Source organism: Vibrio sinaloensis, assembly GCF_023195835.1.
GTDB lineage: Bacteria > Pseudomonadota > Gammaproteobacteria > Enterobacterales > Vibrionaceae > Vibrio > Vibrio sinaloensis_C.
The window spans coordinates 1,117,898-1,131,696 of the sequence record NZ_CP096199.1 but is presented as its reverse complement, the minus strand read 5'-3'; the positions used below and the strand labels follow the sequence as shown (position 1 = coordinate 1,131,696).

Annotated in this window: 13 protein-coding genes; 5 read left to right on the top strand and 8 right to left on the bottom strand. The window is 48.3% G+C overall.

Annotated features, from left to right (window positions below):
- Positions 1-11: 11 nt before the first annotated feature.
- The gene (locus MTO69_RS05330; RefSeq protein WP_248331798.1) at positions 12-182 is read right to left on the bottom strand and encodes a hypothetical protein; all 171 of its coding nucleotides are present in this window, start codon (positions 180-182) and stop codon (positions 12-14) included.
- A 115-nt stretch (positions 183-297) separates the two neighbouring features.
- On the opposite strand from MTO69_RS05330, the gene MTO69_RS05325 reads away from it, so the two are divergent.
- Positions 298-987: a DNA-3-methyladenine glycosylase I gene (locus MTO69_RS05325; RefSeq protein ID WP_248331796.1), complete on the top strand. Its 690-nt coding sequence runs from the start codon at positions 298-300 to the stop codon at positions 985-987.
- Here the strand turns inward: MTO69_RS05325 and MTO69_RS05320 are convergent.
- Positions 980-1,543 (bottom strand): GNAT family N-acetyltransferase, encoded by a 564-nt coding sequence (locus MTO69_RS05320; RefSeq protein ID WP_248331794.1) that lies wholly within the window; start codon positions 1,541-1,543, stop codon positions 980-982. The two genes, MTO69_RS05325 and MTO69_RS05320, sit on opposite strands and share 8 nt — an antisense overlap.
- Positions 1,544-1,631: 88 nt before the next feature.
- Between MTO69_RS05320 and MTO69_RS05315 the strand changes: the two genes are divergently transcribed.
- The gene (locus tag MTO69_RS05315) at positions 1,632-2,054 is read left to right on the top strand and encodes a BLUF domain-containing protein (protein WP_248331792.1); all 423 of its coding nucleotides are present in this window, start codon (positions 1,632-1,634) and stop codon (positions 2,052-2,054) included.
- Positions 2,055-2,066: 12 nt separating this feature from the next.
- Here MTO69_RS05315 and MTO69_RS05310 read toward each other — a convergent pair whose 3' ends face one another.
- Positions 2,067-2,534, bottom strand: coding sequence for a MarR family winged helix-turn-helix transcriptional regulator (locus MTO69_RS05310; RefSeq protein ID WP_248331790.1), 468 nt, complete (start codon positions 2,532-2,534; stop codon positions 2,067-2,069).
- A gap of 110 nt (positions 2,535-2,644) precedes the next feature.
- Between MTO69_RS05310 and MTO69_RS05305 the strand changes: the two genes are divergently transcribed.
- Positions 2,645-3,067, top strand: a complete 423-nt coding sequence (locus tag MTO69_RS05305; protein ID WP_248331788.1) for an organic hydroperoxide resistance protein — start codon at positions 2,645-2,647, stop codon at positions 3,065-3,067.
- An 81-nt stretch (positions 3,068-3,148) separates the two neighbouring features.
- On the opposite strand, the gene metE is transcribed toward MTO69_RS05305, so the two are convergent.
- Positions 3,149-5,434, bottom strand: coding sequence for a 5-methyltetrahydropteroyltriglutamate--homocysteine S-methyltransferase (gene metE, locus MTO69_RS05300; RefSeq protein WP_248331786.1), 2,286 nt, complete (start codon positions 5,432-5,434; stop codon positions 3,149-3,151).
- A gap of 266 nt (positions 5,435-5,700) precedes the next feature.
- Between metE and MTO69_RS05295 the strand changes: the two genes are divergently transcribed.
- Positions 5,701-6,612 (top strand): LysR substrate-binding domain-containing protein, encoded by a 912-nt coding sequence (locus MTO69_RS05295; RefSeq protein ID WP_248331784.1) that lies wholly within the window; start codon positions 5,701-5,703, stop codon positions 6,610-6,612.
- A gap of 170 nt (positions 6,613-6,782) precedes the next feature.
- Complete coding sequence (locus MTO69_RS05290; RefSeq protein ID WP_248331782.1) at positions 6,783-7,583, top strand: hypothetical protein; 801 nt, start codon at positions 6,783-6,785, stop codon at positions 7,581-7,583.
- Between the two features lie 51 nt (positions 7,584-7,634).
- Here the strand turns inward: MTO69_RS05290 and MTO69_RS05285 are convergent, their stop codons facing one another.
- The 4 genes from MTO69_RS05285 to MTO69_RS05270 form a co-directional block, all read right to left on the bottom strand.
- A complete protein-coding gene (locus tag MTO69_RS05285) occupies positions 7,635-7,835 on the bottom strand; it encodes a DUF4250 domain-containing protein (protein WP_248331780.1) in 201 nt (66 codons plus the stop codon).
- A gap of 83 nt (positions 7,836-7,918) precedes the next feature.
- Entirely contained in the window at positions 7,919-8,599 is a 681-nt protein-coding gene (locus MTO69_RS05280; RefSeq protein ID WP_248331778.1) for a hypothetical protein, read from the bottom strand.
- 54 nt (positions 8,600-8,653) lie between these two features.
- Positions 8,654-11,134: an EAL domain-containing protein gene (locus MTO69_RS05275; protein WP_248331776.1), complete on the bottom strand. Its 2,481-nt coding sequence runs from the start codon at positions 11,132-11,134 to the stop codon at positions 8,654-8,656.
- Between the two features lie 52 nt (positions 11,135-11,186).
- Positions 11,187-13,649, bottom strand: a complete 2,463-nt coding sequence (locus tag MTO69_RS05270) for a sensor domain-containing protein (RefSeq protein WP_248331774.1) — start codon at positions 13,647-13,649, stop codon at positions 11,187-11,189.
- Positions 13,650-13,799 lie beyond the last annotated feature (150 nt).

The window sequence follows — 13,799 nt, the reverse complement described above, 5'->3', positions numbered from 1 at the left end:
CTGGCTTTTGATTAACAACGTCCCTTTTTAGCTTGTCCTGGTGGACAAAAGTCGCCATCTTGCCCCGACTCTTTTCCGTGGCGATATTTGACTTCCACGTCGCGATACTCACCCTCAACTCGGGTAATCTGACAGCCAGTTAGCATCAAGTTCAGAATGAGAAAACACCCAACACGTTTCATTGTTATCCTCCGGTTTTTCGCAGACTTTACCGGCGACAGTCGTTAGTATGTGTCATTGATAGGTCAACTTCTGTCTGCCCGAAGTTAACTGAAGAACAAGAATGGAGAGCGTCACGTGACACAAGAAAAGTTTGACAACATTTACCAACGCGCAGCCGAGCGAAAAGGCGGCACAGCGCAGCTTGAATCACTACTATCGACTCCGCTGACACGCGAACAGTTGGCTCAGATTGGCGATGACCGTTGGTTAGCCGCCTTCAGTATGAAAGTGTTTCAAAGTGGTATTTCTTGGAAAGTAGTGCGCAATAAGTGGCCTCAATTTGAAGAGGTTTTCTTTGGCTTCAAGATTGAACCGTTACTCATGCTGTCTGATGAGCAGTGGGACACCAAAGCCTCCGACCCACGGATTATTCGCCACCACAGCAAGGTAAAATCTATTCAAGCCAACGCACAAATGATTCACCAGGCAAGGTTAGAACACGGCTCTTTCGCTACCATGATCAGTCAGTGGCCCAATGAAGATATCACAGGGTTGTGGCTGTATCTGAAAAAACACGGCCAACGCTTGGGCGGCAATACCGGGCCATACAGCCTGCGTCAAATGGGCGTTGATACCTTTATTCTCTCGGGTGATGTCGAGAGTTACCTGCGCCACTGCGGGATCATTGAAGGTGGCCGAGATACCAAGCGCTCATTAAGCGCAGCAACTAAGGCTTTTCTTGACTGGCAGCAGCAAAGTGGTCGCAGCTTTACCCACATCAGCCAAGTGATTGCCTACAGCACCGGAGACAACCGAGTTATCTAGCCGCCGCGGGGGCGGTTTGCCACTGCTGACGAGTAATGCAGTACAAACAATGACGCTGTAACGGATGGCCTTGTGGCAACTTGGGATGGTCAAACACCTCGTCAGTATTCTGCATACCGATTTTGCTCATGACTCGCTGCGAGGGTAAATTACTTAGCGCTGTAAATGAGTAGATTTGCTCAAGCTCAACCTGATTAAACCCGTAGCTCAGTGCAGCTTGAGCCGCTTCAGGCGCATAGCCTTGCCCCCAGTGGTCGGCGTCGATTCGCCAGCCAATCTCAACCATAGGCGCTCTAGGCAGTCCACTCTCTTTCGCTTGCGGCCAAAGACCGACAAAACCGATGAACTCGCCGGTTTGCTTAAGCTCGAGCGCCCAAAAACCCCAACCATGTTGCTCTATGTGAGCGGCGATGGTTTGTGCCTGCTGATTGCTCTCGTGCTGAGACAAACAAGCGGGAAAATAACGCATCACTCTTTTATCTGCATTGATCCGCCCATACGCCTGTAGATCACAGTCGCGCCATTGACGTAAGCGGAGCCGAGCTGTTTCTATCATGATCATTGTCTCCCTACATTGCTAAAACATTTTTATGCGCTAGGTTTTATATTAAGTTCGTTTACCCATCCCCTAAAAGGAGTCCGCCATGTTTCTCACCCGACTAGTCTATGCCAGCACTATCGAGAAAGGGTTTGATCTCTCCACGGTGGAAAACATTGTTTACTCGGCTCGAGAGCACAATCAAGCGCTAGATGTCACAGGTATGCTGTGCTTTGACCGCAATTTCTTTTTGCAATGTTTAGAAGGCTCAAGAACAAATGTTAACCTTGTGTATCAGCGCATCTTAAACGACAAGCGTCACTCAAAAATCATCATGCTTGACTACCGTGAAATCAGCGCTCGTGAGTTCAGCCAGTGGTCGATGGGCTATAGCCCCTCTTCTTCACTCACTGCCCCACTCTATTTGCGATACTCTGGGGCTAAAGAGTTTAATCCTTATGAAATGTCGGGTGAGAGCGCCTACCAACTGCTATTGCAGCTCAAGCACACTTTGCCTTCGGTAAGCTGATTAAAGCGAGTGCTAATCGTCAACATCTATTGACGCCAACACTTTTTCACATAAACGTTTTAGCGTAATCAACTCGTCCAGCTCAAGATGAAACTGACACTGCATCTGCTGCGGTATTTGCAGTGCCTGCTGTTTTAAAGCCGTACCTTGTGGCGTCAATTTAAGAACTCTAACCCGTTCATCTTGTTCGCTGCGCCCTCTTTCTACATAGCCTTTCAATGCCAGACGTTTCAGCAGTGGCGTCAGGGTTCCAGAGTCGAGGTGTAATCGTTGACCGAGTGATTTGACACTGACGCCGTCGCACTCCCAAAGCACCATCATCACCAAGTATTGTGAATAGGTCAGATCCAACTTATCCAACAATGGGCGATAAGTACGAATCACCGCATTAGACGCACTGTACAGCGGAAAACAGACCTGATTTTCAAGCAGCAGTGATTGCTGCTGCTCGGACATTTCTCGACCATCACAATAAGACATGATCCCATCCTCTCAAAATAAATTGTGCACAATATACTTGCATTAAACCTAAAACTCGATCTAATATTGCAAACAATTAGATTGCACACAACCTAAAATAGGAACCAATGATGACTACACTCTACACAACCAAAGCAACCGCACTGGCAGGCCGCAACGGTCAAGTAAAAACAGAAGATGGACTACTGGATGTCGCTCTTGCTTATCCAAAGGAGATGGGCGGTGCTGGCAATGCGACCAACCCTGAGCAGTTATTTGCTGCCGGTTACTCTGCTTGTTTTTCCAATGCTATTTTGCACGTCGCGCGTGAGGCCAAAGTGGCATTACAACAAGCGCCAGTGACGGCGGAAGTAGGGATTGGTCCTAATCAGCAAGGCGGCTTCGCTCTTACCGTAAGCCTAGCAGCCAGCCTTGAACTCGATCAGGCTCAGGCTTTAGAGCTGGTGCGCACCGCACATCAAGTGTGCCCATACTCGAATGCCGTGCGCGGCAATATTGACGTCAATGTGACTGTCAATGGTGAGCGCATCTAACTCGCGCTTCCCCACTGTCTCAACGCCACTGATTCACAATAATGCCGACCAAGAGGTCGGCATTGTTGTATTGGGGTGTCGCTAAGCTTGATAAGCTTTACGCAGCGCTTTGGCGGCCAATACCATGTTGGTTAATGACGCTTCGGTTTCTTGCCAGTTTCGGGTTTTCAACCCACAGTCTGGGTTCACCCACAGGCGCTGTACTGGAATTTTCTCTGCAGCCTTGTTCAGTAGCCCCTCAATCCACTCTTTGCTTGGAATATTGGGCGAGTGGATGTCATACACACCCGGACCAATCTCATTGGGATAGTTAAACGCTTCGAACGCCTTCAGCAGCTCCATATTCGAACGGGACGTTTCAATGGTGATGACATCAGCATCCAGTGCTGCGACCGAATCAATGATCTCATTGAACTCGGAGTAACACATATGGGTGTGAATCTGAGTCTCAGGTTTGGCACTGCCAGCAGCAATCTTAAACGCGTCGACCGCCCACTCTAGATACGCTTTGTGGTCGCGTTTCTTAAGCGGTAATCCCTCGCGGATGGCCGGCTCATCAATCTGAATGATGTTTATTCCTGCTTGCTGCAAATCTGCCACTTCGTCACGCAGCGCTAAAGCCAGCTGATTGGCGATCGCCTTGCGACTGATGTCCTCACGCGGGAACGTCCAACATAAAATAGTCACTGGTCCAGTGAGCATGCCTTTCATCTGTTTTGAGGTCAGTGACTGGGCGTAAGTCGACCACTCAACAGTGATTGGTTTTTCTCGCTCGATATCTGCCACCACAATCGCCGGTTTCACGCAGCGAGAGCCATAGCTTTGCACCCAACCAAATTGGGTTGTTTGGAACCCCGTCAAGTTTTCAGCAAAATACTCCACCATGTCATTACGCTCTGCTTCACCATGGACCAGCACATCAAGATCGAGGGCTTCTTGACGTTTAACCGCATCGGCGATGTGGCCTTGGAGTGCCTGCTGATACTCTGAATAAGAGAGCTTGCCACTGCGATACGCGCTGCGCTGCACGCGAATCTCGCTGGTTTGTGGGAAGGAGCCGATAGTGGTGGTTGGGAATATTGGTAGACCAAGCACTTCGCTCTGGTGCGCGGCTCGCTCTGGGTAAGGGGCACTTCGCTGTGTAAACGCTCGAGTGATAGAGTTGAGACGCGCCTGTACCTGCGGCTTGTTCACATGAGCAGCCCCTTTGCGCGCTTTGATTGGCGCACTGTAGCTTTCACACTCGACGAGTGCGGCTTGGTCACCATCCAAAGCTTGAGCAAGCAAGGTAATCTCACTGACTTTCTGCTTGGCAAACGCAAACCAACTCTGCACCTCATCACTCAGATTGCGCTCCAAATCCAAGTCGACAGGGGTGTGCAGCAGAGAACATGAACTCGCCAACCAGAGCCTCTCTCCCAATGCCTGTTTTGCGCTTTGCAGTTGACTCAGTTGAGCACTCAGGTCAGCTCGCCATACGTTACGGCCATTGATCACCCCCGCAGATAACACCCAATGTGCAGGTAGCTTGGCAATAACGGCATCAAGCTGGCTCGGCGCCGCTGATAAGTCGACATGCAGACCATCGACATCCAGCTCAACGATTTTATCCAACGTCTCTTCTACTGAATCAAAGTAAGTGGTGAGCAGTACTTTGACGTCGGAGCGAATCACTTGGTAAGCCAGTTTGAAAGCATCGCGCCAAGGTTTTTCCAGTTCGAGCGCCAAGATCGGTTCATCTATTTGCACCCATTGCACGCCCTGTTTGGCGAGTTTGGCCAAAATCGCCTGATAAGCGGTGAGTAATCTTGGCAAAAGCGTGAGTCGATCAAAGCCCTCTTCCACCTCTTTCCCTAAATACAGGTAGCTCAGAGGGCCAAGCAGTACAGGTTTCACTTGATGGCCCGCCTGCTGAGCTTCATTGATCTCTTCAAACAGCTGCGGCCAACTCACCTCGAACGTGTCCTGTGAACTAAACTCAGGCACGATATAGTGGTAATTGGTGTTAAACCATTTGGTCATGTCTGATGCAGCGTTGCCATTGCAGCCACACTGAGCTTGAGACTGACCACGACCGACTTTAAATAGAGTATCGAGATCAGGAAATCCATCACGGTGGCGCTTAGGGACATGGCCCAATAGCAAGGTGGTGGTCAATACATGGTCATACCATGCAAAGTCACCCGCGGTCACAAAGCTTAAACCGGCATCCGATTGGGTTTGCCAATGGGTTTGACGCAACTGCGCTCCCACTGATTTCAATTGCGCTTGGTCGATTTCACCGCGCCAATACTTTTCTAGTGCAAATTTTAGTTGTCGCTTATCGCCAATACGCGGATAGCCGAGGATATGGGTAGTCGTTGCCATGTTGAGCGTCCTTATCAATCGATATAAATCATTTCAGTGCCAGTTCATCACTAACCTAAGATGTCTGGATGGCTAAACTATCACTGCAATCGAACGCGGTAACAATCTCCAAATATTCAACATGTTTATTAATATCTTTCATGATCGCGCCAAATCTAGGGGCGAGGCTATGACCAAAACAAATAGACGTCTAGATGTTTACACATCCTTTAAAAAGGAGTAGGTTAGATTTATTCATGCAAAAACAGGTCATCTGAAGGGAATTCATGATTGAGCTCAAACACCTCAAAACCTTGGCAACACTACGCGACACTGGCTCATTGACCGCGACCGCAACCAGTTTGCACCTCACCCAGTCGGCGCTAAGCCACCAGTTAAAAGATCTTGAGACCCGAATAGGCGGACAGCTGTTTTTGCGCAAAACACGCCCAGTGAAGTTCACCGCCGAAGGTGACATCTTACTTAAGCTGGCAGACGAGGTATTACCTAGGGTTGCCATCGCCGAAAACGAAGTGGCCAGCTTGAAAGAGGACGTCAACGGCAGATTGCATATGGCCATCGAATGTCACTCATGTTTTCAATGGTTGATGCCTGCGCTCAAAGAGTACCAGCAGGCTTGGCCTAGCGTCACACTCGACTTTTCCTCTGGGTTTGGTTTTGAGCCTCTCCCCGCTCTGGTCGCTGGCGAGTTAGACTTGGTGATTACTTCGGATATTCAGCCTCGGTCCGAAGTTCACTATGAGCCACTGTTTGATTTTGAAATGCGCTTAGTCACCGCTGTCGGCCACCCATTATCAGCACATACATCGATTCAGCCCAAGGATTTGCAGGGCCAAGTTATGCTCTCCTACCCGGTACAAAAAAACCGTCTGGATGTCGTTAAACATTTCTTGCAGCCCGCGGGCATCGAGCCCAAACAGTGGAAGCAAGCGGATAATACGTTGATGTTGATTCAGATGGTGTCGGCGGGATTAGGCGTCGCAGCGCTACCCAACTGGGCGATCAGTGAATTCTCTCGCCAAGGTCTGATTGCGAGTATTCCATTGGGGAGCGGGCTATGGCGACGATTGTTTGCTGCAACCCGTCACTCAGACAAGGACAAACGCTATCTGCAAGCATTTTTTAATACCGCAAGAATTCAGTCACAGAGTCATCTCGACGGGATCAGAACCGTATAAGCTTACATCAACTGAATTTAGTGACATTGATCGCACTTTTGGTGCGACACTGCACTTGTTCGGCGCACACTTGAAGAGAAAAAAAACTAAACTATTGATTTAAAAGGCTTAAAATTTTGGCACAGAACCTGACTATTAGTAAATCGGATTGCTAATAAAAGGACTGTTGCATGGAAATATTGCTTATCTCCACCTTGGCCATCATTGTGGTTTACTACCTACGACAAAAAGATGACACCGTAGGCACGGAATACGAGAATCTGGTTCAGCTGGGGCTTGTGCTTCAGTTGTGCTTAAAACACCGCAACCTTAGCCACCGAGCGCTTACCAAAGAGATCACCCAAGCTCAGATCAGTGAGCTAAAGCAAGTTTTTACCCAATCCCTCGAGATATCAGAAACGGTGACTGGAAATGCAACGCCAGCCAATCGGCCGACACATCGCACCTTTCAAACTAAGTTGAAAGCGATGCACTACGATTGGCAACAGCGCGAAGTTAGCCGAAATCAAGTGATTCACAGTCAAACCATCCGCCAATGTATGTATTTACTGGATGAAACAACAAATGAATGGTTGAAAAAAACCGAGCAAGAGACTCTGATTGAGCAGTATCACCAACATTGGCAACACGTGTTCGATAGCATGGAAGCATTAAATGAGCTAAGGCTGGCTATTTTTGACGACCGAACAGCGAGCTACGCGCAGAGAGTTCAATCCTCAAGCGACAAAATGAAGCGTAAGATTGAACAGCTAGTCACTATCAGCCCGAGTCGCCTAGCGACACCAAACACTGCGCTATCGATAGAAAAACTGAATGGTATTGCGAGGGAAAAACACCTTAACCTGAGTCAAGACGAACTCTGCGATCTGACCACCGATATCTCATCCACCATCATCCAAAGTTTCCAGCACGTACTGTACGATGTGAGCGATCAACTATGTCGCCCAATACCGAGAATGTGGTTGGTTTAACCGAGAATTAATATTGCCAAGTGCCACTGATCGCACCTGGCAATTTTCGTTTCAGCGCTGATAAGATTTGAATTGGTTGGTCAGTGGGTCATAGCTGTAGCCGAGCATGTCTAACTTACCAACCACTTGTTCAACATCCATTTCGTACATGCTCACCAGCTCCTCAAAGCTGTCGCACTCTAAACGGAGTTTTTCGTTGACGATTCCTAACAATATGATGCTATCAAAACTGCCTGCGTTGCTTAGATCCATCTCCGTCTCCTTATTCCAAGCCAGCTCAACTAAGCTTAGTTGCAAACGTAAGGTAGACGAGTGAGCCAGATCCAAGTTTCGACTTACAACATAAACAGAGCTTGATTGGAGACCAAAGCCAACAATAGGGTTGCAAGCGCAAAGCCCAGCTGTAACTTGTTGACAGGCTTGGAGGTGAAAAGGTGCCAACTCCATACCACAACCGCTGAAATCATCAGCGCAAAACCGACCATTAGCGGCTCAGTCACTTCCGTTAGCGTTTGCGAGTCAAGTCCATAAGCTTGGAGCAAAATCGCAACACTCATCAACATCGCCGACAATACTCCGGCCACGGGTAATATGCGATGAAACGCGTCTAAACGGGTGCGAGCTATGGTCAGCAATAGATGTGCAAACAGCGCCCCAAGCAAAAATATCGCGACAAACACGCTCAAACCTGCTGCCACTGACGCCTGTTCAAATACCATGATCGACACGTATGACAGCGCCAAACCATTGGCTAAATACATCACCCATAGTGGACCTTGTAGTCGCGTTTTTTTGGTTTGAACCTGAGAGTAAAAGTAGCCAATAGCAAACACCACCATCATCGCCTCAATACGCAACGAAGCGACCGCTAGCCATAATATCGCGAGAGTCGGCAACATTTTATGAATGCGCCCACGCTGACCAGGGCAGATATCCCCTTTGACCAAAATGAGAGTAAGAATAAGCTGTGCGCCGAGTAACATCGGTGGAAGAATGGCGAGAAGTTGCTGAATCATAACCTGACTAAGTTGGTGTTGGATTTGCTGCGGATGATAGCAGATTCTTCTCTATTAGCCATCTGTGAAATAGTGCAGCAGGTCTTGATTGGTCACCACTCCCAAGAATTCATCAGCATCATTGACCACCAGCCATGGAGGTTTGATGCCCGATTGAATCAACTCTTTGGCCTGCGATAGCTTGGTATGGTAGGAGGCCGTGAATAGCTGAGTGCGCATCACTTGATTCAATGTTTTCTTCGCCATCACCAGATCGCGAGTGGTTTCCAATTTGGTGCCCAACGTCGGTGAAATGTGATGATTGAGTTGCTCTCGACCCACAACGCCGACACACTTTTTTCCATCGATAATCGGGATCACTTCCAACTGATATTGCTCTGAGTGGAACAGCTCATAGGCACGCATTAATGTATCATTGGGCGCCAAGCTGGGGGTGTGCATTTTACAAAGGGTGAGCAAGCTGTCTCGCCGCGCACAGTTTGAGCCAGACAAAAAACGCTCAAGGCGATCATAATACCCCCACGCTTGCTCAAGATCGTGCAAAGGCAGTGGTTTAGAGAAGAAATAACCTTGAATGTAATCAACGCCCACTGAGCACACCACTTCAAGTTCCTCATAGGTCTCCACCCCTTCAGCGACCACTTTCACCTCTAAGGTATGAGCCAGTTGAGTGATCATCTTAACGATATAGTATTGGCGAGTGTTGGGTTTCAAATCTTTAATAAACTCTCGGTCTATTTTCAGCACATCAAAATTGCAATCACTCAGGTAAGCAAATGAGCTGTAACCGGTACCAAAATCGTCAATCGCAATACTCACTCCTTGGCGGCGGATGTTGCGGATTAACGATGAGCGGCGCGATTCACTGTCAAAATAAGCACTTTCCGTCAGCTCAATGGTGACCGTATTGGGAAGCTGGGCATAAGTTTGGATTAGTGAATGCGCGCTTTGCAGCACTTCATCGACTTCTAGTTTAGTGTTGAGCGAACGATTGATGGTCACGCCTATTTGAGCGCCAAAACGCTGTTGAATGGTGTTAAGATCTTGCAGCGCTCGTTTACCTACACACCAATCTAAGTCAGACACAAGATCCAGGTCTTCGGCGATCATCACCATCTCTTGCGTGTTGAGCAAACGCCCATCAGGTCCTTTGAAACGGCTCAGTGCTTCAAAGCGCACCACATCCCAATTTCTTACATCGACAATCGGTTGGTAATAGACCTCCACCGATTGAGACTTGATCTGTTGTTCCGCCCACTCTTCCATCTCTTTGCGTCGCAACACCTCTTTGTGCAGTGCGCCGTGATAAAAGCTAATTTGCCCACGCTGCTCGACGCTTTGCTCTAACATCGCCTGCACGGCGTGGTTAACCAGCAAGTTCGGCTTGTGAGTATCGTGCCCAAGCACAGAGACCCCGACTCGGCCATGTAAAATCGCTCGATGCACACCGCTACCGCATGACTGATTCAATGCAGAGAAAAAGCGGCGAATGGTCTGATGAATCAAGCGCACTTTGGACGGTCCTGCCAGTACCTGACACTCCAAGCAGGCAACAAAATGATTATTGCCCAAATAACCTACGTACTTGGCCACCGGATTGAGCGTGAGCTGCTCTGACAGTAACGCCTTGATCTCAAAATCATCAACCTGTTCGAAATCGGGGTGAAACGCCACCACCATGCAGATCACAGGCTCGGTTTGCTCCATCCAATCACTGGCCACGGCATGATTAAACTGTTTCTCTGTCGGCAGTTGAGTCAGTAGGTCTACCCCACCCAGCTCTACATCTGCAATGCGATAGAGGTGATCAGAAAGATCAAGGTAAACCGCGCAATAAAAGCTACCCTCGACCAAAGTGACTTTTTGCAACGTCAGGTCCTGAGCGTAGGTCTTGCCCAATGCATTTTGAATCAAAACCACACCCGACCAATGCCCTTCATCTTCAACCTGTTGCCAAATGGCGCGGTAGAAATCTTCACTGTGCTTGTTCGAATTCAACACATCCATAGACTGGCCAGCCAGTTGGCCGTTGTGGTAGTGGCTGTGAGCAAGAAACGCGTCATTGCAAGCGATGATTTCTCGCTGATGGTTGGCTAACACTACACCGTGGTGGCCATTGTTGAATAGTTGGGAAAAGAGCGCACTTAGTGTTGAGGTCGTGGCATGTAAGAAGAGTAGCACCCGTAACGAGCCAACCACGCGATGACGCTCGACCCCTTTAAAACTCAATTCAACGTAACAGCATTGGTCATCGCTCAGTTGTAAGCAACAACTGTAGCTTTGCTGACTTCGGCTCTGACACGCTTCGGTCAAAAGGCCAAGCAACTGTTGTTGATCGTGATACGCCATGCAGGGTAACAGCACATTGCCCGTTAATGTAGGCAGATCAGAGTTGAGGATTTGCTGGCACAAAGACTCATCAATCGACAAATGATGAGAGTCGAGGTCCCACTGCCAATCAATGGCTTGTAGATGACTTAAGTCTTCGTGCCCAGCAGAATGCCCGCGCGATTGAGAACCTGATTGCGGATACACATCTCATCCCTTAGTTGAGGTAGCTCTACTATTAAAGTTAGATCAAACTCAACTAAGTGATAGAAATATTATTAGCCAAATAGTCCATGACCATGCGCTCGCCAACCAAACCTTTGAAATGTCCGTCTTCATCGACTAAGCACCAAGGAAAAGGCGTTTGACTCACCACCAGCTCAGCAATCTGCGCTTTTGGCGTCTGCCAAGCCAACTCGGTCTGAACGTGAGACATAATACGATTGGCCGGCTTGTGCCAATAACTGCTTTCTTTACTCGATTCCCAATCTGTCCCCATTCCGGGTGTAAGGTGCAAATTCATATGCGCTCTATCGATATAACCGACACACTCCTTACCATCCACCACGGGCAAATAATCCGATTTGCCTTGAGAAAAGTATTGAAAGACCAGGGATAGCGGTTCGCCTGGGTCAATGTGATGACCCGGCTGGGCTAACTGCAACATACAATCTGAGGGTAACGGCGCAGAGGGATTCGCCGGCGAGAAATGATCAGCGACATCGGTTAACTGCTCAATGGGCAGCGGTTTGGAAAAGTAGTAACCCTGAATATAGTCGGCGCCTAACTTGCTCAGAATCTCTAACTCCAGTTCGGTTTCTACCCCTTCAGCAATCACGTCTAAACCGAGCCGTTTAGCCAGTTGAATCAGCGCCATAACGATATTGTACTGACGCGACTGATAAGTGATGTTCTGAATAAACGCGCGATCGATTTTCAATATGTCGAAGTAGCGCTCTTTTAAATAGCGAAATGAAGAGCAGCCGGTGCCAAAATCGTCCACCGCAATCGTCACTCCAGCCTCTCGCAACGCCGCAAGCAGCTCAATGTTTTTCTCATCCGCCTCAAAATAGGCGCTCTCCGTAAACTCAAAAGTGATCTGCGCTGGGTTGATACGTTGAGTATCAAGCGTCATCGCTGCTTGTTGCAATATCGTGGTTAAGCTTGTGGTGGTTTTGAGTGAACGATTCACAGATAACTGTACATGCGCTCCGAAACGGCGTTGCAGCTCAGGCAAATATTGTAATGCTTTGAGTAACACCAGATCGTCGAGCTCGACCACTTTGTCTAACTCTTCCACCACTGCGACCAACTCTTGGGTATTGGTTTTGAGCGACGCATGGTCTGGGAAACGACACAGCGCCTCAAACTTATCGATACGCTGTTGTTTTAAATCCACGATCGGCTGAAATACAACATCGATACGCCCTTGGTTCAACGACGACAGCACATGCTCTTCCAACTGTTTTTTTCTGTCGACCTGTTGATGGATATCGCGGTCATAAAAGTTGATGCGTCTTGCATGACCAGAATGCAGTTCGAGTAGCGCTTGATAGGCGTGAGAAACCAGTTGATTGGGCGTCGCCGCGTCAATACTGAGGACAGAAACCCCCGTCACCCCCTCTTTCAGCGCTTTCGCTACCGATGATTGGGCATGTTTGAAGCTGTGAAATAGCTTGGTAATTGCACGTCCAATGTTGGTCACCACCTGACTATCCTGTTGAAAAACAAAATCGACACACACAGCAAAACAGTCGTGACCTAAATATCCGCTGGCCAACACTTTGGTGTTGTCACGTAAGTAGCTGGCAAACTGGCGTTTCTGCTCTTGGAGATTGCCACCTGCAAATTTGGGCTGCAGCGCTAACACCACCAAGCTTTTACCCATTTCAGCTTGCTGGCAAAGCCCGTTTAACTGTTGTAAAAAAGTCTCTTTGTTGGGTAGCTGAGTCAATAAATCTATGCCACCAGAGGCGATATCTTCCAATCGGTCTAACTCGAGTGATAAATCTGATGACAAGCCTAAATAGTAAGTTTCCCCGTTCCCCGGAGTGATACGGTGAATGGTTAAATCTTGGGGGAACACGCTGCCATCCGCTCGGCGTGACAAAATGGTGCCACTCCAATGTCCTTGCTCGGCCACTTGAGTCCACAACTGCTGGTAATAAGCCTGACTGTGACGCTCAGCGTTAAAAATCTGCGTTTTGAGGCCAACAATTTCGTTTCTTAAGTAGCCAGTCAGCGACTCAAAATGATGATTGCAAGCGAGGATACGTGTCTCAGAATCGGTGACCACTATCCCGTGATGGGCATTCTCAAACACCGAATAGAAAATCTCGGCAATTTCGTTTTTGTTTGAGATGTTGAGACAGGGAGAGAGAGTCCCCTTAAGCTCATGGCGACTCACGCGCTCGATGTAGATATCGGTGTAAATGAATAAACTGGTTTTAGCCAACAAACAGCAGTGAATATATTTAGACTTGCCACTATCGAGCACCGACTGAAACGCTTTTTTTATGACCGTTCGTTGCGACTTAGGTAGCAGGTCAAAAAACGCCTTAGCACTAAGTTGCTGCGCCTGCGAATCCAGCAATAACGCCAGTACTTCACTATCACAGTCCAGGGTTTGTGTTTTTAAGTTCAAATACCAATCATAAACTTGGTACTTACGTTGGGGTTCAACAGGCAACTTGTGCCCAGTATTTGATTCAACTACATTCACAATCAAACCCGCTATTTCATATCATCAATATGCATAGTATAGAGGTTCAACTCAGCCGACGTCGTTATTCACTTAACACTTTGAAACTATAGTGATGAAGGAGAATAGCGCACAATTGGCCCTAATCAACCACAGTGAGAATGAGGTAGA